The organism is Adlercreutzia equolifaciens (assembly GCF_029076695.1).
GTDB lineage: Bacteria > Actinomycetota > Coriobacteriia > Coriobacteriales > Eggerthellaceae > Adlercreutzia > Adlercreutzia equolifaciens_A.
Genome location: NZ_JARFIK010000002.1, coordinates 96,715 through 122,120 on the forward strand (window position 1 = coordinate 96,715; position 25,406 = coordinate 122,120).

The 25,406-nt window shown below is 61.1% G+C and carries 25 protein-coding genes; 18 read left to right on the forward strand and 7 right to left on the reverse strand.

Going from position 1 to position 25,406, the window contains the following annotated elements; translation table 11 throughout:
* Positions 1-147: 147 nt before the first annotated feature.
* The 3 genes from PZH32_RS06525 to PZH32_RS06535 are packed head-to-tail and all read right to left on the reverse strand — an operon-like array spanning position 148 to position 4,086.
* Positions 148-1,131: a diaminopimelate dehydrogenase gene (locus PZH32_RS06525; RefSeq protein WP_275207040.1), complete on the reverse strand. Its 984-nt coding sequence runs from the start codon at positions 1,129-1,131 to the stop codon at positions 148-150.
* The gene (locus PZH32_RS06530; protein ID WP_275207042.1) at positions 1,128-3,395 is read right to left on the reverse strand and encodes a sensor histidine kinase; all 2,268 of its coding nucleotides are present in this window, start codon (positions 3,393-3,395) and stop codon (positions 1,128-1,130) included. Before PZH32_RS06530 ends, PZH32_RS06525 begins: the two co-directional genes overlap by 4 nt.
* Entirely contained in the window at positions 3,385-4,086 is a 702-nt protein-coding gene (locus PZH32_RS06535; protein ID WP_275207044.1) for a response regulator transcription factor, read from the reverse strand. Before PZH32_RS06535 ends, PZH32_RS06530 begins: the two co-directional genes overlap by 11 nt.
* 266 nt (positions 4,087-4,352) lie before the next feature.
* On the opposite strand from PZH32_RS06535, the gene PZH32_RS06540 reads away from it, so the two are divergent.
* The 6 genes from PZH32_RS06540 to PZH32_RS06565 all read left to right on the forward strand — a co-directional run bounded on the left by PZH32_RS06540 (position 4,353) and on the right by PZH32_RS06565 (position 9,892).
* Positions 4,353-5,282 carry a C39 family peptidase gene (locus tag PZH32_RS06540; RefSeq protein WP_275207046.1) on the forward strand — a complete coding sequence of 310 codons (930 nt, stop codon included), beginning with the start codon at positions 4,353-4,355 and terminating at the stop codon, positions 5,280-5,282.
* Positions 5,283-5,386: 104 nt separating this feature from the next.
* On the forward strand, positions 5,387-6,082 hold the full coding sequence (locus PZH32_RS06545; protein WP_275207047.1) for an ABC transporter ATP-binding protein: 696 nt from the start codon (positions 5,387-5,389) through the stop codon (positions 6,080-6,082).
* On the forward strand, positions 6,076-6,885 hold the full coding sequence (locus PZH32_RS06550) for a hypothetical protein (RefSeq protein WP_275207049.1): 810 nt from the start codon (positions 6,076-6,078) through the stop codon (positions 6,883-6,885). The genes PZH32_RS06545 and PZH32_RS06550 overlap by 7 nt, the downstream gene beginning before the upstream one ends.
* 167 nt (positions 6,886-7,052) lie before the next feature.
* Positions 7,053-7,805 carry a DUF5067 domain-containing protein gene (locus PZH32_RS06555; protein WP_275207050.1) on the forward strand — a complete coding sequence of 251 codons (753 nt, stop codon included), beginning with the start codon at positions 7,053-7,055 and terminating at the stop codon, positions 7,803-7,805.
* 105 nt (positions 7,806-7,910) lie between these two features.
* The gene (locus tag PZH32_RS06560) at positions 7,911-8,333 is read left to right on the forward strand and encodes an XRE family transcriptional regulator (RefSeq protein WP_275207051.1); all 423 of its coding nucleotides are present in this window, start codon (positions 7,911-7,913) and stop codon (positions 8,331-8,333) included.
* A 23-nt stretch (positions 8,334-8,356) separates the two neighbouring features.
* Entirely contained in the window at positions 8,357-9,892 is a 1,536-nt protein-coding gene (locus PZH32_RS06565) for a serine/threonine protein kinase (RefSeq protein WP_275207052.1), read from the forward strand.
* Here the strand turns inward: PZH32_RS06565 and PZH32_RS06570 are convergent.
* The 4 genes from PZH32_RS06570 to PZH32_RS06585 all read right to left on the reverse strand — a co-directional run bounded on the left by PZH32_RS06570 (position 9,889) and on the right by PZH32_RS06585 (position 13,169).
* Complete coding sequence (locus tag PZH32_RS06570; RefSeq protein ID WP_428994026.1) at positions 9,889-10,716, reverse strand: TrmH family RNA methyltransferase; 828 nt, start codon at positions 10,714-10,716, stop codon at positions 9,889-9,891. The two genes, PZH32_RS06565 and PZH32_RS06570, sit on opposite strands and share 4 nt — an antisense overlap.
* A 33-nt stretch (positions 10,717-10,749) precedes the next feature.
* Positions 10,750-11,307, reverse strand: coding sequence for a phosphodiesterase (gene yfcE / locus PZH32_RS06575; protein WP_275207054.1), 558 nt, complete (start codon positions 11,305-11,307; stop codon positions 10,750-10,752).
* 104 nt (positions 11,308-11,411) lie between these two features.
* Positions 11,412-12,641 carry a hypothetical protein gene (locus tag PZH32_RS06580; RefSeq protein WP_275207056.1) on the reverse strand — a complete coding sequence of 410 codons (1,230 nt, stop codon included), beginning with the start codon at positions 12,639-12,641 and terminating at the stop codon, positions 11,412-11,414.
* Between the two features lie 81 nt (positions 12,642-12,722).
* The gene (locus PZH32_RS06585) at positions 12,723-13,169 is read right to left on the reverse strand and encodes a helix-turn-helix domain-containing protein (RefSeq protein ID WP_275207059.1); all 447 of its coding nucleotides are present in this window, start codon (positions 13,167-13,169) and stop codon (positions 12,723-12,725) included.
* A 634-nt stretch (positions 13,170-13,803) separates the two neighbouring features.
* Here PZH32_RS06585 and PZH32_RS06590 point away from each other — a divergent pair.
* The 12 genes from PZH32_RS06590 to aroF all read left to right on the forward strand — a co-directional run bounded on the left by PZH32_RS06590 (position 13,804) and on the right by aroF (position 25,286).
* On the forward strand, positions 13,804-14,757 hold the full coding sequence (locus PZH32_RS06590) for an undecaprenyl-diphosphate phosphatase (RefSeq protein WP_275208206.1): 954 nt from the start codon (positions 13,804-13,806) through the stop codon (positions 14,755-14,757).
* 223 nt (positions 14,758-14,980) lie between these two features.
* Positions 14,981-15,988: an NrfD/PsrC family molybdoenzyme membrane anchor subunit gene (nrfD, locus tag PZH32_RS06595; RefSeq protein ID WP_275207061.1), complete on the forward strand. Its 1,008-nt coding sequence runs from the start codon at positions 14,981-14,983 to the stop codon at positions 15,986-15,988.
* A gap of 21 nt (positions 15,989-16,009) precedes the next feature.
* Positions 16,010-16,474, forward strand: coding sequence for a GntR family transcriptional regulator (locus PZH32_RS06600; RefSeq protein ID WP_275207062.1), 465 nt, complete (start codon positions 16,010-16,012; stop codon positions 16,472-16,474).
* Position 16,475: 1 nt separating this feature from the next.
* Positions 16,476-17,459, forward strand: a complete 984-nt coding sequence (locus PZH32_RS06605; protein WP_428994020.1) for a slipin family protein — start codon at positions 16,476-16,478, stop codon at positions 17,457-17,459.
* A gap of 199 nt (positions 17,460-17,658) precedes the next feature.
* Positions 17,659-20,409: a molybdopterin-dependent oxidoreductase gene (locus PZH32_RS06610; protein ID WP_275207064.1), complete on the forward strand. Its 2,751-nt coding sequence runs from the start codon at positions 17,659-17,661 to the stop codon at positions 20,407-20,409.
* A gap of 15 nt (positions 20,410-20,424) precedes the next feature.
* Entirely contained in the window at positions 20,425-21,021 is a 597-nt protein-coding gene (locus PZH32_RS06615; protein WP_275207065.1) for a 4Fe-4S dicluster domain-containing protein, read from the forward strand.
* Positions 21,022-21,090: 69 nt separating this feature from the next.
* Positions 21,091-21,774: a molecular chaperone TorD family protein gene (locus tag PZH32_RS06620; RefSeq protein WP_275207066.1), complete on the forward strand. Its 684-nt coding sequence runs from the start codon at positions 21,091-21,093 to the stop codon at positions 21,772-21,774.
* Positions 21,775-22,006: 232 nt separating this feature from the next.
* Positions 22,007-22,660: a nucleotidyltransferase domain-containing protein gene (locus tag PZH32_RS06625; protein ID WP_275207067.1), complete on the forward strand. Its 654-nt coding sequence runs from the start codon at positions 22,007-22,009 to the stop codon at positions 22,658-22,660.
* Entirely contained in the window at positions 22,641-23,060 is a 420-nt protein-coding gene (locus tag PZH32_RS06630) for a HepT-like ribonuclease domain-containing protein (RefSeq protein WP_275207068.1), read from the forward strand. Before PZH32_RS06625 ends, PZH32_RS06630 begins: the two co-directional genes overlap by 20 nt.
* 360 nt (positions 23,061-23,420) lie before the next feature.
* Positions 23,421-23,999: an HdeD family acid-resistance protein gene (locus PZH32_RS06635; RefSeq protein ID WP_275207069.1), complete on the forward strand. Its 579-nt coding sequence runs from the start codon at positions 23,421-23,423 to the stop codon at positions 23,997-23,999.
* A 205-nt stretch (positions 24,000-24,204) separates the two neighbouring features.
* Positions 24,205-24,486 (forward strand): chorismate mutase, encoded by a 282-nt coding sequence (locus PZH32_RS06640; protein ID WP_275207070.1) that lies wholly within the window; start codon positions 24,205-24,207, stop codon positions 24,484-24,486.
* On the forward strand, positions 24,483-25,286 hold the full coding sequence (gene aroF, locus PZH32_RS06645) for a 3-deoxy-7-phosphoheptulonate synthase (RefSeq protein ID WP_275207071.1): 804 nt from the start codon (positions 24,483-24,485) through the stop codon (positions 25,284-25,286). Before PZH32_RS06640 ends, aroF begins: the two co-directional genes overlap by 4 nt.
* The last annotated feature ends 120 nt before the right edge of the window (positions 25,287-25,406 follow it).

The following is a 25,406-nucleotide window of genomic DNA, read 5'->3' on the forward strand; positions in this document are numbered from 1 at the left end:
GAGAAAACCCGCCGAAGCGGGTTTTCTCGTTGGTGCTCGTTGATTGCGGCGCGTCGCCTTTCGGGAGGGGCCGGCGTTATCCCATTCGGGTTGATGCGCCGCCGACAGGACGGCTTGCAGGCTTTGGCGCGTTTGCCGTTGGCGCCCTTACAGCATGGAAGCGCGCAGCTGCTCGGCGCTCAGCGGCGAGAGCAGGGCCGGTGCAATGTCGAAGATGGTCTTGCAGCCCGTCTCGCCGGCCTGGGCCATGCGGTAGCAGGCGCGAGCGCAGGCGGCCAAGACGCTGCCGGTGAACTCGGGATTCGAATCCAGCTTGAGCGAGTACTCGATGACGTGGGTGTTCTCGCCATTGGCGCCCGTGGTGCCGGTGCGGATAACCGAGCCGCCGTGGGGGATGCCGGCGTGATCGCGGTCGAGCTCCTCCTGGGAAATGAAGGTAACCGTGGTGTCGTAGTCGGCGAAGTAGTTGGGCATGGTAACGATGGCCTCTTCGATGGCGGCGGTGTCGGCGCCCTCATCGGCCACGACGAAGCACTCGCGGGTGTGCTTTTGACGGGTGGTCAGCTCGGGGTTAGAGCCGGAGCGCACCGCCTCCAGGGCGGCGGGCACGGGCACCGTGTACTGGCGGGCGTCCACCACGCCGGGGATGCGGCGGATGGCGTCGGAGTGGCCCTGGGACACGCCACGGCCCCAGAAGGTGTAGTCGGCGCCGTTGGGCATGATGGCGCCAGAGTACACGCGGTTCACCGAGAACATGCCGGGATCCCAGCCCACCGAGATAACGGCCACGTGACCACCTTCGCGGGCCGCGGCGTCCACGGCGGCGAAGTGCTCGGGGATGTTGGCATGGGTGTCGAAGGAGTCCACCACGTTGTACAGGCGGGCCGCCTCGGGCGTCTGCTCGGGCAGGTCAGTGGCGGAGCCGCCGGCCAGCACCAGCACGTCGATGTCGTCGGTATGGGCGGCCAGATCGGCGGCAGGCCATACGGCCACGTTCTCACCGTAGGGCTTCACGCTGTCGGGGTTGCGGCGGGTGAAGATGCCCACCAGCTCCATGTCGTTGTTGGCGGCCACGGCCAGCTCTACGCCGCGTCCGAGATTTCCGTATCCGAGAATGCCAATGCGAATCACCAGTGCCTCCTTGAGGGTTGAGTGCGTTTAGTGGCTCCATTATGGCGCATGGGGGTGGCGTCCGCGCGCCTCCCGTGCCGCGCGTAACGAGGATTTAACCGAGCAGGGGGTGCTGGGTACTCGGAAACGGCCCGGCTGGCGGAGGATCTGGGGGCCTGATGTCCATCCGTGGCCCCCGCGGCATCGATTGCCGAAGTGATCGCACCAGACTGGGGCGTGGTGTAACGGGGCGGTTCGGATCGGCTTTGTGTGCTTGCTGATGGTGCCGACTGCGTCCGAGACGGACGGGCCGCCCTGCGCCCTGGGGATGGCAGTTGGGATGCGCTTGAGCGACGGTCTGCTGCCGGAGCAGCAGCTGCGCCGCTGCGCGGGGCGGGCAGCGGCTGTACGGGGGCGGCTTCGTCCTCCCCGTGGGTGGGAATGCGCAAGGTGAAGATGGTGACGCCGCGCTGGCTGGCCGCCTCGATGTCGCCATGGTGGGCCACCACAATCTCCTTCGCAATGGCCAGGCCGAGGCCCGCTCCGCCGCTGCGCGTGGTGCGCGCGCCGTCTTCGCGGTAGAACTTCTCGAAAATGGATTCCAGATGGGCCTCGGAAATCTCGCGGCCTCGGTTGGCCACGGTGATGGTGGTGAAGCGGGCATCCTGGCGTGCGGTCAGGGCAATGACGGAGTTCGGGTCGGCGTAGGCCACGGCGTTGCGCAGCACATTGCCCAGGGCGCGGGCCAGCTTGTCGGGATCGACGAAGAACTGCTCGGTGGGTCCCACGTCGACGGAGATGCGGATGTTGCGCGCCGAAGCCTCGGGGAAGAAGGCCTCCGCTACCTGCTGGCAGAACAGGCGCACGCCGATGGTCTCGCGCTCGATGGGAATGGCGGAAAGGTTGTAACGAGTGATCTCGAAGAACTCGTTGATCAGGCTTTCCAAGCGTTCGGCCTTGGAGTAGGCGATGTCAGCGTAGCGGCGCAGGGTGTCGCGGGGCAGGTCGGTGGTCTCGCGCAGCAGATCCAGATAGCCGAGCACCGAGGTGAGCGGCGTGCGGATATCGTGGGCCAAGTAGGCCACCAGCTCGTTTTTACGCTGCTCGGCGGCATGGGCGGCGCGCTCGTCGGCCAGGGACTGCTGGCGGATGACGGTCAGTTCGTTGCGGGCGATGGACAGATCGGCGGGCAGGTCGATGGGGGCGTCCTTGTCGGCCAGTAAGGTGGCCACGGCGCCAGACAGGTCGTCGAAGGATCGAAGGGACCGATTGAGGGAGCGAAAGACAATCAGGAGCATGCCGATGGCAAACACGGAAAACGCCAAGGGGAGCTTGAGTGATTTGAGCATGGTGTAGGTGGCAATGTCGCGCATGGCGTAGGAGTCCTGGCCGTCGCGCTCCACCTGCCAAACGGGCTGATCGGAGGGAATGCCCAGGGCGCGCGCTTGTTCGGCGGGGCTCAGATCCTTCCAGGCGGCATAGGCCTCGTCTTGGGAGGCGGTATAGGCATCGGAGAGCGTGCCCATGAGGCTTGTTTCGTCGTAGCCATAGAGGGCCGCTATGGAGAGAATCTGGGTCGCTTGGTTTTCCGTGATCTGGGATGGCATGAAGGGGGGCTCCTGGACCAGGGAGAGATGCAGCTCCTGGATCATGGCCGAAATATGCAGGGCTGCCATAGCTTGGGCAGCGCTGGCGGTATCGGGGGCAATGCCGTAGGCGGCCAGAATCTCCTCGTAGCTTACGTAGGGGACTGCATCTTCTTGGGCCGCAGGCTCGTCGAGGGGGTCGCCGCTCTCGCTCTCGCTGGTATCGGAGGGCCCGTCGACCGCGGCGCTCACGTTGGCGTCCACATCCTCGACGTCCTGCACTGAGTATTGGCCTTCGGCCTCCATCTTCTTTGTCTCTTCGGGGTTCTTCGTCGCTTCGGGATTGGCTCGATACTCCTGAATCAGCTTACTTCCCTCGCTCAGCTCTTTTTCAGCCTCGGAGACGCTGCCCTCTTCCGACGAGTAGCCGTCGGCCGCCAGGGCGTCCACCTGATCGCTGAAGGCGGGAGCGTCGAACATGCCCTGCTCGGTCAAAATGGCCAGATAGTCGGAAGAGGAGTCGAGGGTGCGCCAAACCGAGGTGGAGTCGGCAAGATAATTGGCCAGACTGGGCACGATGGTGCGTTCGGCCGCGACGCAGCCTAAGGCGAAGACAAGGGTAAAGATAATGAGGTTGCGAACGGTGCTTCCCAGCACGCGTCGGCGCAGGACGCGTGCCTGCTCGCTCTTAAGCGCCATAGCCGTTGTCGGCGCCCGGGCCACCGCGTAGTTTGTAGCCGACGCCCCAGGCCGTCTCGATGAAGGCGGTAGAGGCGTCGATGTCGGCCAGCTTCTTGCGCAGGCGGCGAATGTGCACCATCACGGTGTTGGCCGCGGCGTCGTCGAAGCGCTCGTGCCAGGCGCCCTCGAAGAGGTCGGCGGCGGACACAGGGGAGCCGACGGACTGGGCCAGCAGGGCTAGGATGGCGAACTCTTTGGGGGTGAGGTGTAGCGGCTCGCCGTGGAGGGTGGCCAAGTGGGTGCGCAGGTCGATTTCGATGGCGCCGGCCCGCAGCAGGGTGGACGAGGCGGGCGTGGCCTCTTGGCGCCGGCGCAGGCGCGCCTTCACACGGGCCACCAGTTCGCGGGGGCGGAAGGGCTTTGTGACGTAGTCCTCGGCGCCCAGGGTGAAGCCGACCACCTGATCGGCCTCCTCGTCTTTGGCCGAGAGGAAAATGACGGGAATATCGCAGAGCTGGCGGATGCGCACGCAGAGCTCGAAGCCATCGATGCCGGGCATCATGATGTCCACGATGGCCAAATCGAAAGGCGTGCGCGCCAGCTGCTCCAACGCAGCTTGGCCGCTGTAGCAGGCCAGGGCATCCATACCCTCGGCTACGAGCAGATTCACCACCAAGTCGGCGATGGCCTGCTCATCGTCTACTACCAATATGTGGGCCCGTTTCTCCATGAGTCCATGGTACACGATTGACGGCCTGTTTATAAGTTACGCGTGGCGCTCTGAGCAGCTTGTAAGAAAAAGTTAAGGCCCCTTGCGAAGAGTTCAGCATTTGCTATGGGACGGGTAAGGCGAAGGGGGGATAGGGTAGAGAGACGCTGGGCGCCGCCGTGGCGTTCGCGTCACGCTGTGGGATGGGCAACGGGATCCGTCCTGCTGTGCCGTCCTGGCCCCGACGAGATTTTCAGGAGCACCCTATGGGAAACGAATCATATACGCAGAACCCCTTTAGCCGCGAGCAGTGGAGCCGCCCCGGCGCTCCCGGGACGGTGGCGCGCTGTGCTGCGGTGTCGGGGCCCGTGGGAGGCTGTTCGGGAGAGGCGACGGCCTTCGCGGTTCAAGATTCGCGGCGCCGCGATGCTGGGAGCGCTCCCGTGCGGCGACGCTCGGCGTTGGAGTTCTCGCAGGAGCCCTCCGTCATGGTGCGGCGCGGCACGCGCTCGGCGATGGCGTCGCTGCGGCTTGTGCCCTTGGTGGCCGCGGTGGGGCTCGCGGTGTTTCTTATAGCGACCGCTGGAGGCGCCGTGCAATCGCTGCTGGCGTCAGAGGAGCCTCTGGCGCTGACGTCGGCCGCGCTGCCCCAGACTGCCGCCGCGGACGAAAGGCCTGCCAGTACCCCGCAGGACCAGTGGCGCCGGGGAGAGGTGCCCTATCTCTATCAGATTGATCCCCAATGGGGAAGCGCGCCCTACGCGGGTGCCGATATCGCGAACAGCGGTTGCGGGCCCACGAGTCTTGCCATGGTCTATGTGGCCCTGACGGGCAAGACCGATTTCGACCCGCCGGCCATGAGCGCTTTCAGTGAAGAAAACGGCTACGTGGAAGAAGGCCTCACCTCGTGGCTGCTCATGAGCGAAGGCGCGGCTCGGCTGGGGCTTGATTCGCGGGAGCTGCCAGCGGACGTGGACATGGTGAAGGCAGCCCTCGAGGCCGGTGAGCCCGTCATCTGCACCGTGGGCCCCGGAGACTTCACCACCACGGGCCATTTCATCGTGTTGTCCGGCGTGGACGCGGAGGGCAAGTTCGTGGTTCACGATCCGAACAGCGCCGAGAATAGCGCTCACAGCTGGGATGCCCAGCGCGTGCTCGACCAGTGTCGCAATTTGTGGGCGTTCCGCCGCGCGTAGCGTGGGCGTCCTGCGCCGCTCCTGTGCTCATTCGATGGGCGTGCGGCTCAGCAATGCTGCTGTGCTAGGATGACCTTACCGCTTCCCTGGAAAAGGAGGTTATCGTGGCATTGCTGGAATGTCGGGACGTGACCAAGGCCTTTGGGCCGCAGGTGGCGCTCGATCAGGTGAGTCTCTCTATCCCGGCAGGACGGGTAGTGGGGCTTCTTGGACCGAACGGCTCGGGCAAGACAACGCTGCTCAAGATTATCGCCGGCGTGACGCATCCTACGGCGGGCACCGTTGCCATCAACGGTGTGGCGCCCGGCCCCGAGACCAAGGCGGTCGTGTCCTATCTGCCGGATCGTCCCTATTTCTCCCGTTCCATGCGGGTGCGCGAAATGGTGGCCTACTTCACCGACTTCTACGCCGATTTCGATGGGCTGCTGGCCCAGGACATGCTGGCGCGCCTGGGTGTGGACCCGGCTGCTCCGTGCTCGACGCTTTCGAAGGGCACGGTAGAGAAGGTGCAGCTGGTACTGGTCATGGCCCGTCAGGCGGCGCTCTATTTGCTGGACGAGCCCATTGGCGGAGTTGACCCGGCGGCGCGTGACTACATTCTCCAGACCATTGTGCGCGCCTATCGTCCGCAGTCCACTATCATTCTGTCCACCCACCTGGTGCGCGACGTCGAGACCGTGCTCGACGATTTCGTGCTGCTGCGCTACGGCCAGATGATGCTTCACGCCCCCTTGGGGTACGTGACCCACGAGCGGGGCACCACGCTGGACGCCTACTTCCGAGAGGAGTTCCGATGCTAGGTACGTTGTGCGTCCACGAGATCAAAGGTCTGTGGAAAAAAGCCGTGTTGCTGCTGGCGGTGATGATTGCGGCGGGGCTGGGCGGCATGGGCGCCTCGATGGCGGCTCAACAAGCGTCAGAATTGACGTACTGGGGCGATTTCTTCGCCGGCCCGGAGGCTTCGCTGGTCATGTTGTCGCTGTTTCTGGCCTTCGTGGTGTGGGCATCGCTGGTGGCTATGTTCTTGCTTATCGTTATGCGCTTCTACCGCACCATGTTCACCGATGAGGGCTACTTGGCCCTCACGCTGCCAGTGCGTGCGGGCCAGTTGGTGGCAGCGAAGTATCTGGTAGCACTGGTGGTCATGGTCGTGTTCTCCCTGGTAGCTGTGGGGTTGGCCGGTGGCATGATGATGGTGAGCGCCGAGGGCGACCCGGATGTCTTCATTGCGATACTGTCTCTGATGAGCGGCATGTTCGGTGTGGTGCACGACTTCAACGCCGTGGCGGCCGTGGTGGGGCTGGTGAATGTGCTCATTGGCGCCGCCTATCAGCTGGCGCTGGCCTTCATGGCGTTGGCCCTGGGTGCCTGGTGGGCGCGTCGCCATAAAGTAGCTGCTGCCGTGGGGCTGTTTTTGGGTATCGGCTGGCTGGTGTCGCTGGTATTCAGCATGGGCTCGTTCGCCGCGGTTTTCGGCGGCACGGACGGTATGGCCTTTGCGGCATCGCTGTCGCTGATGCAGATGGTGGTGAACGCTGCCCTGGCCGTGGGGGCGGTGCTGCTCACGGCCTTTGTGGTGAAGAACAAAATCGACCTGAGTTAGCGGCTCGTCTTCCGTAAGCGACCGATCCCGAGTGCTTTGGCGCGCTCGGGATTTTTTATGCCCAACCTTAGCTGGCAGCTAATGAAACGGCTGCGCAGAACCGATACCCTTCTTGGTGCTCATAAGGAGAAACGTACTCCGCTTTACCAAAGAAGAAGGGATTTGAAATGGAGAAGAAACCGACGTCGGGCATGGCCGTTACGGGCCTTGTGCTGGGTATTATCGCCCTCATCAGCTCGGTGGTGCCGTTGCTGAATTTGCTGTCGTTTCCGTTTGTGCTGCTAGCCATTATCTTCGGCGCCATTGGGGTGTTCCAGACGGTGAAGGGCGCGAAGGGTGGCAAGGGCATTGCCATTTCCGGCTTGGTGCTGGGTGTGCTGGCCCTTATCGTAACCGTGGCTATGTACGGTGGTGCCGCTGCCAGCGCCGACAAGCCGGCTACGACAACGGGCTCTTCCTCGACGACGGCCGAGCAGCCGGCGACGGCGCCCGCCGAGGAGGGCGCCGCGAGTGGTGCTGCCGCCGAGGGCGCGCAGGAAGATACTGCCGCGGCCGATGCGCAGCAGACTGAAGCGACTTACGTGGTAACCATCGACGAAGCCGCCATGGGTACTGATTACCAGGGAGAAAAGGCTGCCGTTATTACCTATACCTTCACCAACAACTCCGACAAGGCCTGCAACTTCATGACCACCATTGGCGCCAAGGCCTTCCAGGACGGTGTTCAGCTTGAGGGTGCCATCGGCGTGGACGGCGTTGACAGCCAAGATCTGATGAAGGACATCAAGCCGGGTAAGTCCATTACCGTGCAGCAGGCCTACGTGCTGGCCGACACGAAGAACCCGGTCGAGGTGGAGGTCACGGAGCTCTTCGACTTCAGCGATGAGCTCATTGCTCAGAAGACGTTCAATCTGAGCTAAGGCCCCAATGGCATAGAAGAGTTTTACCCATGCCGCGCACTTCGGTGCGCGGCATGCCGTTAGAATAAGAAGGCATCCATGGCACGAAAAAGGAGGAAGAGGCGCGTGGAGGAGCCGCTGACAGAGGACATGCTGGCCGAGCTGCTTGATGCGCCGGATCTGAGCAGTTTCATCGACCGGCCCGAGGTGGGCAACCGCACCGTGGCCGAGTACCTGGCCTTCTTGCTGGAGGCCAAGGGGCTCAAGCGCTCGGTGGTGGTGCGCGATGCGGGCATCAACGAGACCTATGGCTACCAGATTTTCAAGGGTCAGCGCCCGAATGTGGACCGCAACTATCTGCTGAAGCTGGCCTTTGCCATGGGGCTTTCGCGCGTGGAGACGAACCGGCTGCTAAGAGCCGGCGGCGTCAGCGAACTGTATGCGAAAAATCGACGCGATGCCATCATCGTCTTTGCGCTGCAGAACGGCTATTCGCTGCAGCGGGCCGATGAGGAGCTCTACCGCTTCAACGAGGAGACCATTGGCTAGCACGGCCGGAGGACGCGGTGATCTTGGCCGATGATGCTCTGATGAGTCGTGCGGCCGACGAGGCGTGGTACCAGGTGGAACGTTCCTTTGGTACCATAGGCTCCATGGAAAACGACGAACTTGCCTCATACCTGAACGCCTTGGGCCTGGACGAATGCTGTCAGGTGCAGGCGGTGCTGAAGACCTCCAAATACGAGATCACCGAACTAGTGGTTATTCGGGCCGAGAACGGCTCGTCGCTGGGGCCGTTCATTCGCAAGCGCATTCACATGGCGGCCCATATGGGGGCGGCCTATCAAGAGCTGTTCGCCGCCCAGCGCCGCGGGCGCCGTTTCCGCCATCTTCCAGCGGTGTACAGCGTGCATGAGCGCGATGACGAGCTGGTTGTGCTGATGGAGTATGCGCGCGGACGCACATTGCACGACGAGGTGTACGAGCGTGACCCCTCCCTTGCTCTGGCCTGCGAGTTGTTTCCTCCGTTATGCGACGGCGTCATCGAGCTGCACGAAGATTTTGGCGCGCCGCTCATCCATCGCGATTTAAAGCCCACAAACGTTATTGTCAACGGATCGAGCCTGACCGTGATCGATTTCGGCATTGCTCGGGCCTTCCGCGAGGATGCCTCGTCGGATACGGCCCCGTTCGCCACGCGCGCCTACGCGCCGCCCGAGCAGTTCGGCTACGGCCAGACCGACGTGCGCAGCGATGTGTACGCCCTGGGCATGGTGCTGTACTTCCTGCTTACTGAATGCAATCCCACGGCCGACGTGGCGCGGAGCGGGTTCAATGATCCGCGGGTGCCCGTGGCGTTGAGGCCCGTGCTGGCGCGGGCCACGGCTTTCGACCCTCAAGGGCGCTATCAGTCGGTTCGGGCATTGAAGGGCGCCTTTACCGAAGCCGTGGCGATGCTAGTGGGCCAGGGGGCGGCTTCAGTGCGCTCTCCGCAGCCGAGCGCGGTGGCAGGAGGGGCGGTTGGCGTTCCGGCTTATCCGGCAACGCCGCATCCGAGCTTGGGGACCGTGCCGGGACCGCAGAATTCGGGCGTGCCGAGAGCCGGTTGGGCTCCGGCAGCAGGCGTCCCCGCTGGCGGGGCGCCGAGGACGGGCGCTCCGAACGCATGGGCGGGGCCGGCTCCGGTGGCGGGGGCGCCTGCGGCGTCGGGCGCGCCGACAACGGGATGGCCGGCGGCCCGAACGCCCCAGGGTGGGACGTCGCTGAAGGTAAGTGAGATTATCGGTGTCGTGTGGGACGGCGTGGTCGTGCCTACTTGGTTCTTGCTGGTAGCTGTTTGTATCTGGGTGGCCTTCAACCCTACGCCCGAATTGCTGAAATACCCCGATGCTGTTCGCGTCTTAGCCTATCTGGGCCTGGCGGTCTCATTTTCGGGAATGGCCTATGCCCTGCTCGACAAGCGCCTTCTTCGGCGCTTCATTCCGTTACTCAAAGGGCAGACGTTTGGCAAGGGGCTGCTTATTGGCGGCGCGGTGGCCCTGGGCGGCTTCCTGTTTATGGCAGTGCTGGTTTTGGCGGCCTCTTCGGCGGGGCTTGTTGCCGCCTAGCCGCGTTCCCACCTGAGCTCCCAAAAAGCCACGGCGCTGGCGGCCGCCACATTGAGGGAGTCCACTCCATGGGCCATGGGGATGCGCACCGTGTAGTCGCAGTGGGCGATAGTGGCCGATGCCAGGCCATCGCCCTCGGTGCCCAGCACGAGGGCCAGCTTGTCGATGGCTTTCAGCGACGGCGCTTGCAGCGGCAAGGAGTCGTCCCTCAGGGCCAGGGCCGCGGTGGCAAAGCTCGCTTCGCGCAACTGCGGCAATCCTTCGTCCGTCCATGCACGGCTGGAGCCGATGCGCGTCCAAGGTACCTGGAAGACCGTGCCCATGGACACGCGAGAGGCGCGTCGGTACAGGGGGTCGTGGCAGGAGGGCGTCAGCAGTACGGCATCGATGGCCAGAGCGGCGGCGCTGCGGAAGATGGCCCCGATATTGGTGTAGTTCGTGATGTCCTCCAGGATGGCCACGCGATGGGCGCCGGCCAGCACTTCGGCGACGGCGGGCAGCGGCTTGCGATGGAAGGCAGCCAGGGGGCCGCGGGTAGTTTCGTAGCCGGTAATGGAGCACATCTCGTTGGTGGACACCACGGCCACGGGAAGTGACGGGTTTGCCGCGCGCAGCCCTTCGATGAGCGCTTCCGAGGCGTGCAGCCAGCGTTCGTCGGTCAGGACGGCAAAGGGAAGGTAGCCCGCGTCCAGGGCTCGCTGGATGACGTTGACCGACTCGGCGACGAACAGCCCCTGGGCCAGAGAGCCGGCCGGGGCGGTGGGGTCGATGGCGCGCGCCAAGCCCAGCAGCTGCTTGGGGTCGCGCAGCTCGCCGTCGGTCATGGAGGCGAAGGGGGCAAGCCAGGGCTCCACGGCCTAGGCCTCCAAATCGGTCATGATGGCCTGGACCAGCACTTCGCCGTCTTTCAGCTGCTTGAGGGCAAAGACGCCGTCCTCGTAGGTGGCGTAGGAGCGGATGCCGTCTTTGGGCAGCGACACCGAGCCGGGGTTGACGTACCAGACGCCCTTGCGGCCCTCGAGAATCTTCTTGTGGGTGTGCCCGGTGAACAGGGCGGCCGGCGAGGGAAGCGCCGGGTGGTTCTCGGGCGACACGACGTGTCCGTGGGAGAACATGAGCGTGCGGTTGCCGTCGATGATCTGGGCGGTGGTGTCCATGCAGGGGAAGTCGAGCAGCGTTTGATCCACTTCGGCCTCGCAGTTGCCGCGCACGGCCACTACCGGCACAGGCGAGGCGTTCAGCATGGCCGCCACTTCGGTGGGGTGATAGCCCGGGGGCAGCGGATTGCGCGGGCCGTGATAGAGCAGATCGCCCAAAAGAACAAGACGGTCGGCTTGCTCGGCGGACACGCGGTCCATCAATTGCTTGGCGAAGAGGGCAGAGCCGTGGATATCGGAGGCGATGACCAGCTTCATGAACGTCCTTTCTAAGTTCCGTGACGCTAGGGCGTCGATTGGGCGATGCGGTGGTGGAACGGCGGCGGTTTTCCAAGGGAAACGGGTCGTGCGTTCTGACCGACCTAGTATAGAGTAAGGCGGTTGCGCGGAGGTCGCCGCGGCGCGGTGGGGTTTCGCAAGATATCGGCCAGGGGCGGCAGGAAGCGGCCCGGGTAAACGATGGCGTCGAGGCGTCCGGCGCGTTCGAGGGCGTACTGAAGCGCCAAGGGAGCGCCAAAGCCAGCTCCAAGGAAGACAATGGCATAAAGCACGGGCGCTGTGCCGCCGGCGAGGCCAAGTCCGACAAGGAGGGCCCGGGCCACCGTGATGAGCGGTCCGCTCATCAGGAAAAACGCCATGGTGTAGGCCGTGATGAAGTTGAAGAAACCATCCTGGTGCCCCCGGCGGAAGATAGTGGCGAAGAGGGAGGCGAACCAGAGAATGCCGATAGCGTCCAGGATGGCGTGGGAGACTTCGCCGATCCAGCCAGCCATGAACGTGATGACGCTGGCGGCAATCCAGAGCGCGCCGAGGGCCCAGGCCTTCTCGCGACTGCGCATGAGGGGCAGGCCGCGCAGCAGCGCCAGCGCCATGCCGCCGGCAAGCCAGACCCAGTTCTCAGCGACGGAAATGAGGGCATAGGGAGCCGATGCGGCCAGGGCGGCGGTGTCCGGAACGGTGAGCAGCGCCGCCACCGCGGCTTTGACCAACGCCGCCGCCAGCAGCAACCCGTAGGCGTTGCGGCGGCTTTTCACGGTAGGGGTGATGGCCAGCAGCAGGAAGGCCGTGTAAAGGTAGCCCAGGGGTGCCACGGGGTGCAGCACCAGGGCATCGAGAAGCTGGGGGCCAGACAGGGCTGGCTGCAGACCAGCGGCGCTGTTGGCGATCAGGGACAAAATGGTGAACACCGCGAAGGGCGCCAGCAGCACGCAGGCTTCGCGCTTCATGCTGAGAAGCCAGGTTCGGCCGGTGCGCACCTGGCGAAACCGCTGGTAAAGATAGCCGAGACAAAAGAAGAGCACGGGAAGCTGCAGGGGCATCAGGCAGTCGTGAAGCCAGAGGGCTGCCTCGCTGATCGGCAGCGCGCCCGTTGCCTGCAGCCCGTCAAGGACCTGGCCTAGCACGATGATGAGCACGGCGACAGCTTGCAGATTGTAGACCCAGGCGGTATCGGAGGCGTCGGGGGCGCTGGCGTGCATGTCGTGGCGCGAGGGTTCGACGGGAGGCGTGTCGTTGGTGCGGGAAGGAGCGTCGTCGGCAGACTCGCGGCGAGACGATGGGGAGGACGAGGATATGTTGAGAGATGTCATCATGGTTTTCGGTCTCCACGCTATCACGGTGCTTTCGCCTATTGCTGACCAAAACACATTGTTTTACCAATGTTTACCTTGCGGTCAGCGCAAGGTAGGTTTGGCATCGGTGCCCTCCGAGTGACTCTCGCCGTCAGGTGCGGACGCCTGTGGGCCCTCGAGCATCAGCTGCTCGAAGTCGCGCCGGCGGGTGGCCGCGGCTTTGCGAAAGGCGTTCGAGGCGTGAAATTGCACCGTACGAGGAGCGATACCGCAGATGCGAGCAATGTCGCGGTAGCTGCAATGCTGGAGGATGAGCCGCGCTACCGCCAACTCCTTCGCCGTAAGGTGCAGGGCGCGCAGCCGGTTTTCCACGGGGTCGCAGGAGGGCGCCGTGAGCGGCTCCCGGGCGGCGCGTTCTGCATCGATGATTTGCAGAATGCCCAGGCCGACAAGGGCCACGGTGCCGGCGAGGATGCTGGCCACAATGGAAGAGGTGGAGGCATCGGGTACGGGCGGCCATCCCAGGGCCAGCCCGCAAGCGCACCCCATAAGTAGAAGCGCAGCCAGGAAGCATCCTAGGGCTACGCATCGTGCTCGGGCGGGGGATGCGGGAGATCGGTGCCGCTGCCGGCGCCAAGGGCGCTGCGTGAAAGGGGCGGTAAATCGCGATCCGTGGGGGTGGTTGGAGTTTTTCATGGGTCGCTCCCTCGCAACGGGAAGGGCTGGGCCCTTCGGAATGGGCGCCGCCGTTTCCGCCCGAGAAAGCGACGGAAAACGACAGATCGCCACCAGTATTGTACGGGGGCAGCGTCCAAGGCCCTGTCGTTATAACCGAACTGCCGCAAGATTTTTTTGGATGCCTCGACGAGTTTCGGGGGACCACGCCGAGCTGCTAGGGGGCGCCAGACCGCGTTACCGGGGATGCCAGAGTGTCGGGTCATCAGAAGTGACGCCAGCGCGCGCCACCAGGGAGCCGGGCTGTCAGGAGGGATACCGGGACACGCCGCCAGGGGCGCCAGGGCGGGCCGGCGCGGACGCAAGGCGACGCTGCCGGGAGGCGGCCGTGGACTTTCGCGGAAAATGGCGGCGCCTTCCCTTCCCCATGGTACGATGCGAGAGTTGCGAGGAGCGCTGCGGCGTTCCGCGCGCAAGGTCCCGGCAATGAAGGTGTGTGCGCATGGATATGCTCATCGAGGCGCTCAAGGCGTTTTTCATCGGCGTGGTGGAGGGTATCACCGAGTGGCTGCCCATCTCGTCCACCGGCCATATGATCCTAGTCGACGAGTTCGTCAAGCTCAATGTATCGGCGGAATTCCTCGAGTTGTTCCTGGTGGTTATCCAGCTGGGAGCCATCATGGCCGTGCTCATCCTGTACTTTCACAAGCTCAACCCCTTCTCGCCGCGCAAGACGCGCGTCCAGAAGCACGCAACGTGGAGGCTGTGGGGCATGGTGGCCATCGGCTGTATTCCGGCGGCGGCCATTGGGCTGACCCTGGACGACTTCTTCAACGAGTACTTCTACAACGCCTGGACCGTGGCCATCGCCCTCATCGTCTACGGTGTGGTGTTCATTGTGCTTGAGCAGCGCAACCGCCGCCGCGAGGCGGTCTACCTGGAAAGCCATCGGGTTGGTGCGCGCTCGGTGCGCGGTCGCCACGCCCGTCCCGTTTACGAAGTGGGCCCGGGCGATGACGGCGACAACGCCGAGCAGGCTTTGTTCCGCGTGCATACGGTGGACGAGATCGACTGGAAAACGGCCCTGAAGATCGGCTGCTTCCAAATGCTGGCCATCATCCCCGGCACCAGCCGCTCCGGCTCTACCATTATCGGCGGCATGCTGTGCGGCTGCTCGCGCACGGCGGCGGCCGAGTTCACGTTCTTCCTGGCCATCCCCGTTATGTTCGGCTGGGGCGTCCTGAAGCTCATCAAGTATGTGCTGGCTGTGGGCATGGCCATGACTGCTACCGAAATAGTGGTGCTGGCCGTGGGCATTGTTACCGCCTTTGTGGTGTCGGTCATTGCCATCAAATTCCTTATGGGCTACATCAAAAAGAACGACTTCACCGCCTTCGGCGTGTACCGCATTATCGTGGGCCTGGTGGTGCTGGCCTACTTCGGGGCGAAGCTGTTCCTCTAGGGACTGAGCGACGGCATCCGAGAATCGAGGGGCGTCAAAGCGCCGTGGTTTCGCGGCTGCCTTTCTCGTGGTACGTGCTAACGGAACGTAAAAAACCGTGCGAAAACTCCCAGCAGGTGCTGACGAGAAGTTTCGCTGTTGGGTTTGTTGACTAATTGTCTTATGATAATCTGCTCTTATTGAGGTAAACGCTTCGAAAAAGGACGGGGCGCGAGGGGAGCAGATGTTCAGCGAGCTGATCATAGCCTACCTGTTCTTGGGTGGTTGCGGGGGAGGTGCCTGCGTTGTGGCAGGTATGCTCGGCCTGCTTGCTGATGGACTCGATGTTCAGAGGGGCGTGGGTGCTCGTTTTCGTGATCAGCGCGGAAGTAAGTACCGCCAGTTTTTCTCGGCTTTGTTGGTGGCTGCCACTGTGGCGCTGATGCTGGCGATTGTCTGCCTGCTGGCGGATCTTGGGCGCCTCGATCGATTGGCGCTTCTCGTCCTGGCTCCTTTGGAGAATTATCTTGTTGTGGGTGCTTGGGCGTTGGTTGCCAGCTTGGTATTGTGTGCAACGCTCTTGGTTTTTTGGCAGGGACGGTGGCGTTTCTCGTTGTTGGTCTTTCGTCTGGTATCCGGAGCGCTCGTGTTGGCGGGGGTGGTAACAACGCTCTACACGGGCCTGCTGCTGTCCTCCATGCAGGCGGTGCCGCTGTGGCATAGCGGCTGGCTTCCTGTGTTGTTTGTGCTGTCAAGCATATCGAGCGGGTTGGCCTTGACGCTGCTGATAGGGGTGTTCTCCCGGGGCGGGGCGGCTTTCGGCTCGGTGCTAGGTGCGCTCACGCGTCTCGACGCCCTCGTGATTGTTGCGGAGGGGGCCTGCTTGGGACTCTGGCTCTTCTCAGCGTGGGCGGCGGGCGGCGGCGAATCGCTGGATGCACCCCTCACCTCGACAGCGGCGGCTGCTCTGCGCTCGGTCACGGTCTTGGTGGGCGGAGAAGCGGCGCCGTGGTTTTGGGGCGGTTTGGTGCTGGTGGGCTTGCTTGTACCTTTTGGGGTTGAAGGGATCGGTCTCGGTTTGCATGTGACCCTCGATCGGGTGGGGGCGTTGCTGCGGGCTGACTCCTTGGCGCTGAAGGCTTCTATGGCGTTTTCTGCCGCTTGCGTTCTGACGGGCGCCGCTCTTTTGCGCTTTCTGGTGGTATCGTGCGGATTGCCGCCCTCGGCAACCTATGCGGCGCTGATCTTGTAGGACTCAACGGAAAGGCCGATTATGTTTCCCTTCGAAATCGATGAATCCAGTGATCTGCCCCTGTGGGTTCAGCTGCGTCAGCGCATTGCCTACCTTATCAACGACGGCTATTTCAAGCCCGGTGATAAGCTGCCCACCGTGCGCGGCCTGGCATCGGAGATTTCCATCAATTACAACACGGTGAACAAGGCCTATCTGAGTCTGGTGTCCGATGGCTATTTGGAATCGACGCGCGGACGCGGCGTGTTCGTGACCGACGCAGCAGCCTCGGTGGCGGAGGAGAAGGAAGACGAAGTGGATGCCGTGCTCAACGAGTGCATCGCCTCCTGTCGAGAGCTAGGCTTGGGCTACGATGACATTCAGCGGGCGCTCTCGCGCAAAATCAAACGGTTGAAGTACGAAGAGGCGCGAGAGCGCGGTGAAGTAAACGGCCGCATCATTGACTTCGATCAGGTCGACGCTTCGGCTGGGGAAAAGGGGGCTTAGTATGGCAGCTCTAGGGTTTCGAGGCGTTGCGGAGGATGAAGATCGATCTGTGGCGAAAAGCCTTCCTCGGGGGCGCGTTGTTCCCGATGTGACGACGGAGATTATTGGCGAGCGCGCCTCCAATAACGGCGTGCTGGTATTTTCGGCGGTGCTGTTCGTGGGGATGGCGCTGATTGCGCTGGCGGTAAGCTGGCTGGTAGTGGATGATGTAACGCTGCCAGGGCTTATCGTTGCGCTGGTAGTGGGATTGCTGGCGGTTTCGTCATGTCACATTGCCCAGCAGTGGGAACGTGTTGTTGTGCTAAGGTTGGGTCGGTTTAACCGCGTGTCGGGGCCGGGGCTTTTCTGGACGTGGCCGGTGGTGGAGTCCAATACCTTGCGTGTAGATACCCGTACGCGGGTCACCACCTTCTATGCGGAAGAGACGTTGACGGCAGACTTGGTGCCCATGAATGTGGACGCAGTACTGTTCTGGCACGTATGGGACGCGAAGGACGCCTGCGTGGAGGTAGGTGATTTCACGCGCGCTGTGGAGATGTCCGCTCAAACCGCTTTGCGCGATGCCCTGGGACGGGCCGGCGCGGCGGAAGTGGCCATTCGCCGCGAGCAGCTTGACCGCGAGCTCAAGCGCGTACTTGAGGAAAAGGTTGCTCCGTGGGGTGTGACCATTCTCTCGGTGGAAATCCGTAACATCCTTCTGCCCAAGGACTTGCAGGAAACAATGAGCCTTGAGGCGCAAGCGGAGCAGCGCAAGAAGGCTCGCATCATCCTCATGGAGGCCGAGCAGGATATCTACGAGATTCTCGAAGAAATGAAGGATCTGGTGGGTGGCGAAGAGGCGGTGTCTCGCCTGCGTGCCATGCACTTGCTTAATGAGTCTTTGCGCGAAGGGGAGGGGACCGTGCTGGTACCGAGCGCCTTTGCCGAAGGCTTCAACGGGGCTGACGGAGCGGCCGATGCACTGAAGAGCGTGCTCGGCAAGTAGTAGCGGCGGCAGCGGCCGCCCTCATCAGGTGTTTTAATGACATCGTGTCATTAAATTATCCTAAAAATAGGAATATGATTTGAGGAATTGTCCTATGATAATCATTGATTGTCATAGGACAATTTGTTATGGTGGAGCCACGCGATTCGGCCGAATCCATGATGCAATTTCTTTTCAAGAAAGAGGATAGGGGGAGATCATGGAACGACAAATCGGCGAAGGCATGAGCCGGCGATCGTTTATTGCTGGAGCCAGTGCCGCTGCCGCTGTTCTGGGCCTCGGAGGGACATCGCTGGTGGGCTGTGCAAGCCAGCAGGGAAGTGACGCAGGGGAAGAAGCCCTGTCGGAGACGGGTCATCAGCAAGACGAGTGGATTCCCACCAGCTGTAACATGTGCTTCAACCAATGCAACATCAAAGCCCATGTGGTGGACGGGGTAGTTGTCGAACTGGCAGGCGACGAGAACGCCCCCAATGGCGGTCGTATGTGTGGCAAGGGTGCGTCGGGCATTATGCAGCTGTACGATCCCTATCGTGTTACCAAGCCTATGAAGCGCACGAATCCCGAAAAGGGTATCGACATCGATCCGGGTTGGGAAGAGATTACGTGGGAAGAGGCATACACCCTGGCCGCCGATAAGATCAAAGAAGCCGTGGCAGAGAACCCGAACAACTTTATGTGGAGTCATGCGGTAGCTTCCTCGGTGGCCGGTGAGTATCTGTGGTATGGCGCTGCTGGTGGCTGGGGCACGATGGAGTTTATGAACTCTGACTTGTGCGGCGCTGGCATTCACCAGTTTTCCGACTTGTATACGACGACGGGCAACTCCGGTCCTGACTGGACGTATTGTAAGTATCTTATTCAGTTTGGTACTCAGGCGGGTATTGCCACGCGCCATGGCTATAACGTTAGCTGCGCCCGTTGGGCAGATTCGCGTGACGAGGGCGCGAAGATGACGGTTTTCGATCCTCATATGTCCGCCAGCGCCCAAAAGGCTGAGCGTTGGGTGCCCATACGTCCGGGTACCGATCTGGCTGCGGCTCTCTGCTTGGCTAACGTCCTCGTTCACGAGCTTGATTTGATTGACTACGATTATTTGATTAATCGAACCAACGGCCCCTCGCTGGTCGATAAAGAGACCAAGCGCGTGGTGAGAGATGGGGAAAGCGGCAAAGCGCTCTATCGCGATGAAGCCGATGGCAAGATCAAGCCCTATGATCAGTGCGAGAATCCGCAGCTCGAAGGCGAGTTCGAGCATGATGGCAAGAAGGTGGCTACAGCGTTCACCTTATATAAGGACCATATCAAGCAATATACACCTGAATGGCAAGAAGAAATCACGACAGTCCCTGCCGCCACTATGCGCACAGTCGCCAAGGAATTCGGAGAGGCGGCTTGTATTGGTCAAACCATCGAGGTCGATGGCGTGACTCTCAATTATCGTCCTGCGTGTGCCGACCTGTTCTCTGGAGCGGTCCACCACAAGCATTGCGGACAAACTTGTATGGCGGTTATGGGTCTAAATGTTCTCGTGGGTTCCTGCAACGAGTGCGGAGGTTTCATTACCTTTGCTGCTGAATGTCAAGGATTTGCCGACGGAAACAGCACCGTCTCGTGGCCTTCCACGGTGTACGAGCCTGACGGATTGTTGAATTCCCATGGCATGGGCTCTGACGCCAGCAACTCTATTTATGAGAAGACTTACGGGAAAGACATCGTTGTCACTTCGGGCGGCTTTAAGGAACTGAGCCCCATTGCAGAGATGGACCCCCACTGGAAGTTTATCTCTCAGGTGAAGCCTGAGATGTTCAACAACGCTTTCCCTCCGTCAAAAGTCATGTTCACGATGGCCTGCAATCCTATCCGTTGGTGGCAAAACCACGACGAGCAGATCGCTATGTACAAGGATCTCGACTATGTCATCGGGTGCGAAATCTATCTAACAGATGCCACGTATTTCTACGATTTGCTGCTCCCGGAAGCTTGCTATCTGGAGCGCTTCGAGCCGTATCCGCTGACCTACTATGCTTACAAGGGCTGTGGTGGCGTGGATGTGCCCTGGACGCTTGGCATCCGTCAGCCAGTGGTGCCTGCGCGAGACGATTGTCCGGGCGCTATCGATATCGTGAGCGAGCTGGTCAATCGCAGTGGCAGCAACGAGGGCTATTGGACGGTCCTCATGATGACGAAGTTCTTGAAAGACGAGTACAAGGCTGAAGGCTACTTCGATATCACCAAGAAGCTTGACTTAGAGGCGCTCGCCGACGCTGTGTACAAGTCGGCGGTAGACGACGAGCATGGCCTTGAGTGGTTTAAGAAGAACGGCGTATACACCTATCCGCGCAAAGTCGAGGAAATGTACATCTTCGCCAATGATCGACCGGGACGCGTTCCGCTTTATCATGATGTGCTTCTTGAGGCGAAAGATAATGCTAAGCGGGCCATTGATGCTCTTGGTGGGTTCCAGTTTGATTTTGAGTATGATGAGTTCACGGCTATGCCGGAATGGATGGAGTGCTGCGATCATCACGTGGAGGAGCCCGATTTCGACATCTTCCCCATCTATTGGACTGATGCCATGAACATCGACACCCATTCGGTATACAACGCTTGGATCAACGAGGTGAACGAACAGACGCCATGGCTCTATGCCATTGAGATGAACTCTAAAACGGCGGCTGCAAAGGGGCTTCAAAAAGGCGACGATATCGTGCTGACGAGTCGCGAGGGCGTTACGGTTGAAGGGAAGCTCTTTGTAAGTGAGACTGTGCATCCTGAAGTGGCCTCAGTAGTGGTGGGGAGCCTAGGCTCGAAGTCTGAATTTATCCCTGTGGGCAAAAGCAAGGGCATCGGCATCAATCACCTTATCCCGGGGCAGGACCCGAAGCGCTTCGACCATTTGACTCAAGCTTATGATCAGTGCATTCGCGTCAAAGTGTCGAAGAAGTAGAAGGGGAGATGACCTATGACTTACGGAATGGTTATCAATCTGCGTCGCTGCGTAGGTTGTCGAGCTTGCGTGACAGCGTGCAAGGGGGCTAACGGAACACCGCCCACGGTCTTCCGGTCCCGTGTCGAGCAGGTGTTCGAAGGCACCTATCCTGATGTGACGTGCCATATCACCCCTATGTTGTGCATGCATTGCGAGAATGCCCCCTGTGTGGAGGTGTGTCCCAGCGGTGCGAGCCAGCGAGGCGAAGACGGCATTGTCACGATCGACAAAGAGGTGTGCATCGGCTGCCAGAGCTGCATTGCGGCATGTCCGTACCGGGCGCGTTCCTATATCGAGTCCGACGAGGGGTATTTCGGCAAAGAGCTGACGCCTTATGAGGAGATGCGCTATCAGGCAATGCCGGTGGGCACCGTGGACAAGTGCGACTTTTGCAAGGGCAACGGGCGTTTGGACAGCGGTGAGGTTCCTGCTTGCGCCCAAGCTTGCTTGGCCAAGGCGCGTATCTTCGGAGATCTGGACGAGTTGAAGTCCATGATCGACGAGCGCGACGCGGCTCAGTTAATGCCGGAGCAGGGGACAAACCCGTCGGTGTACTACATTCCCGCGTAGCTCGGGTGTGCATGGGGGCCGGGATTAAGCCCGGCCCCCTGAGGGGGCAACATCCAGGAGGAGGATATTATGACTATCGATCAGATGGGGCGCCTTTTCGCGTCCGCGGATATGTACCAGGTACTAGGATACTTTGTGATCACGCCTACGGCGGCCGTGACCGACGGCCTGTATGGCGGAGAGCTGCTCAGTGACATAGAGGCCATTGCCGGCGAGCTTGACTTGCAGACGGCCCAGGAGCCCTTGCGGGAGTTTCGCGCTTGGATTGGCAAGCAGGTGGGCGTTGAAGATGCCGACGCGTATTTCCATCGCGTGCGCAAGGACTACACTCACCTATATACGAATCCGCAGTTCAGCGTCAGCACGCTTTTTGAGAGTCGATTCCTCGGCAACGAAGATGGTGCCAAAGGACTCGAGATTGCGCTCGCGCAGACGGTGCAGGATCTGAAGGAGCTATATGCACGCATGGGCTTCGCGCCCGACTTCAAGCCGGCGCTGCGGCCTGACCATATGGCGATGCAGCTGGCCTTTATGCAGGTGCTGCGCACGAACCAGGGCATTGCCCTGCGTGACGGCAGCGACGACGCTGCCGCTGAAATCGCTGCAACGGCGGCCGCATTCTTAACGGAGCATCTTGGTGCGTGGGCCATCCCATTCTTCGAGGAAATGGCACGTGAAGCCGAAGAGGAAACCTATCACTTCATTGGCCAGCTTGGAGCGGCCTTCATGGCCCAGGAGCTGGATCGCCTCTAGTGCGTTTCGGCTCCTTTTAACGCTGACCCCTCCTCCGAAAACGGCGTCGACCAACTCCCTCCCAGGTCGACGCCGTTTTTTTGTACCCATGGGCAAGGTGAGTCACGGCTTTGCAAAAGTTGCAAAAGTTTGCAAAGCCAGAAAAAGTTTGCAAAAGTTGCAAAAGCAAAACGTGCCTCCAGCGCCTATGTGCTATATTTGCTTGGTACCAAGCGCTTGGTAAGGAGGGATTATGGCGGAAGCGGCTCTTAGCGCGCCTCGGCGTGTTCGCATTTCCAGCAAACGGCAGATCACCATTCCCGCAAAAGCGTATCGCGATATGGGCTTTGCTGAGTACGCGCTTTTAGAGGAGACGCCTGAAGGCTTGCTCATCAAACCTTTGCCGGTTCAGGATGAAGATCTGTCGCTCGATATCTTGCGACAGCTCATCGACGAGGGTTATGAAGGGGAGGACCTTGTGGAACGCTTTGCCGCGGTTTGTCCTCGCGTAGTTCGCTTCTCCGACCTGACTGATCCTGGCGTTGCGGATCGGGAAGGCGGGTTGATTGAGGGGCCGTCTGAGGAGGCGGGGTCACGCGATGAGCGCTCTCGTGTTATGCAGACTGTTGCCGAGGAGGCGGCTAAGTTCGCTGCTGTAACGCATGCTTTCGTGTTTGGCTCTTTTGCCAGAGGGGATTTTACGGCCGAAAGCGATATCGATGTGCGTTTGGAGTACGATAAAACGGCTCCTTTCAGCTTATTTGAAGTTGCCCAGTTTCAGAAGCAGCTTGAGCGCACGACGGGACGATCCGTGGATGTGGTGACGGCGAAGCACTTGAAAAACCCCAATTTGGCTGTCGCCATTGAACGAGAGAAGGTACTCGTCTATGAGCGCGAAAGCCACTGATTTAGCCCGCGTGCAAGAAATGTTTAATCTTGTCACGCTTACGCGACAGCAAATTGAGGAGCTCGGCATTACCGAGCAGAGATTCAAGCAGCCTGAGTCGACCAATGATGAGTTGCTGGCTGAAGCGCTTATGAACCGCGTGTTCCGCATTACGGAAGAAGCGGGGGCGTTGAGCGACGAGGTGCTCGTCTACTACGACTTCGAGCGTCGTGCCTTAAAAGGCGTGCGCAACCGTTTGGCGCATGCGTATGGAGATGTTAACGTGGATCTTATCTGGGAGGTCATTGAAACGGACTTCCCTCGGTTGCTTAAAGGCTGTCAGGCCTTCTGCGATGATCAAGGATTCGAGCTGGAGTTGCCTGAGGACATCGGCGCGCCTGGACGCGAAACTTCGGAATGAACTCTAAGCGGGAAATGCCACGCGCGTTGGGTCCGCTGTTTGTAGCGGAAACGATTGCTGTCGGGTTCGGCGCCTCGGTATCCGTACCTCTCTTGTGCGCCTGCTCGAGCGACCTCCTGGATTTTGCGCGGCGTCAATAAGGTTACCGATTCGTATCAATTCGATGGGGGAGTGGTGACAGCGCCGTTACCGCTTTGTGCCATTTGACGGCCGTTAAATAAGAAAGCCCCGATCATTCGTACCATGGCTAAACGAAAGAGAGTGCAAGACTCGTAGGGGGTCTTGCTGGTGGGCGGACGTGGCTTTCGAGCCGGCAAGGGTCAAGCAGGAACCCGGTCCGCCATAGATGGGAGTAACGCCATGGAGAAGTTTTTGAACATTGTGCGGTCGAACAATATGGTTCAAGCGGTGTTGTGCATTGGGTTCGGCCTGTTTCTCATGGTGTATCCGTCCATTACCATCAACGGCGTCATTATGCTGTTCGCGGTGGCTATGCTGCTCATGGGCATTGGCTCGCTGGCTTCGTACTTCCGCGGCAAAGGCGCTCGCTATCACGATACGGGCATGCTTATGACCGGCGTTTTCTATCTCATTGTGGCCGCCATTGCTTTCATCTTCCCCAAGGCGCTGGCCAGCTTCTTCTCCGTGGTGCTGGGCCTCGTGCTTATCCTGTGCGCCATTGTCAACCTGGTGCGTGCTTTCGACATGCGTCGGTACGGCGGCAACGTGTGGATAGCCGTGCTGGCCGTCAGCATCCTGGTGGGCGTCGGCGGCGTGCTGGTGGTAGTGAATCCCTTTGGCGCCACCATGACCTTCGTGTTGGTGCTGGGCAGCGTGTTTGTGGTAAACGGCGCCATGGATCTGTTCATCGAATGGTACGTGCGCGACTCCGAGAACAAGGCCGGCGGCGGTCCCATGGCGAAGGGTCATCACGCCTAGGGCGCGCAACACCCGTTCCCGCAATCGCCATCGCCGATGGCGGGGTATCGAGACACCCTATGTTAACTTTCATGAAAGACCCCTGCATACGCAGGGGTTTTTGCTATTATAGGCAGCACGCGTGCGGCAAGGTGGCTCCGCGTTCGCGCTTTTGGGCGCCCGAGCCCCTTTCACGCTAAAGCTTTTAATCCGGAAAGGAATTGCGATGGCAGACGAAACCAGCGCCTTGGCCGAGATCGAGAAGCATCGCGAGAAGATCGACGAGATCGATCGTCAGCTCGTGGCGCTTCTCAATAAGCGCGCCAGCCACTCTCTCGTCATTCGCGGGCTGAAGCCCGATGCCCATATGGGCCTCTACGACGCCCGCCGAGAGGAGGAGATCTTTGCGAAGATTGCCTCCTACAACGAGGGCCCGCTCTATAACGAGTACCTCCGTGCTATCTACGAGACCATCCTTCGAGTAAGTAAGGAGACGCCGTCCGTATGAGCGAAGAAGTGAAACTTGCCCCCATCCCCGATCTTGGTCAGCGCACTGACGAGATCACCATTTACGCCGGTCCCTGCTCCGTGGAGTCGGCCGAGCAGTTCGACGAGGTGGCGGAGTGCATTGCCGATCTGGGCCTGTCCTGGATTCGCGGTGGCGCTTTCAAACCGCGCACGAACCCCCATTCGTTCCAGGGTCTGGGCGAAGAAGCGCTCAAGATCATGAAGAACGCCGGCGACAAGTACGGCCTGAAGACTCTCACTGAGGTCATGGACTCGGCCCACTGCCAGCTGGTGGCCGACTATGTGGACGGCCTGCAGGTGGGCGCCCGCAATTTCCAGAACTTCAGCCTGCTTAAGAAGATCGGCGAGGTAACGGCCGACAGCCATCAGATGGTGCTGTACAAGCGCGGATTCGCGGGCACTATTGCCGAATGGCTGGCCGCCACCGATTACATCACCGACCACGGCAACACCAACGTGGTGCTGTGCGAGCGCGGCATCCGTACCTTCGAGACGGCCACGCGCTTCACGCTGGACATTGCGGCGGTGCCGGTCATTCACAAGCAGTCGCTGTACCCGGTGTGCATCGACGTGTCCCACCCCGCCGGTCAGCGCGACCTGGTGCCTTCCCTGGCCATGGCCGCCGTGGCCGCCGGTGCCGACTCTCTGATGATCGAGGTGCATCCCAACCCGCCGGTGGCTCTGTCCGACGGCCCCCAGCAGCTGACCCCGGCCCAGTTCCGCGTGCTCATCGAGCAGCTGCGCGAGCTGGCCGCCGTGCTGGGAAAGAAGATCGTGTAACGCGATTCTGCCCAATTAGGTTTGGATAAGAAGGCTCCCAGCGTTGGTGTGCTGGGAGCCTTCTTTTGTCGAGAGTGCCTTCCTCGGGTTTTTGAGCTGGGAAGGGCACTCGCTATGCCG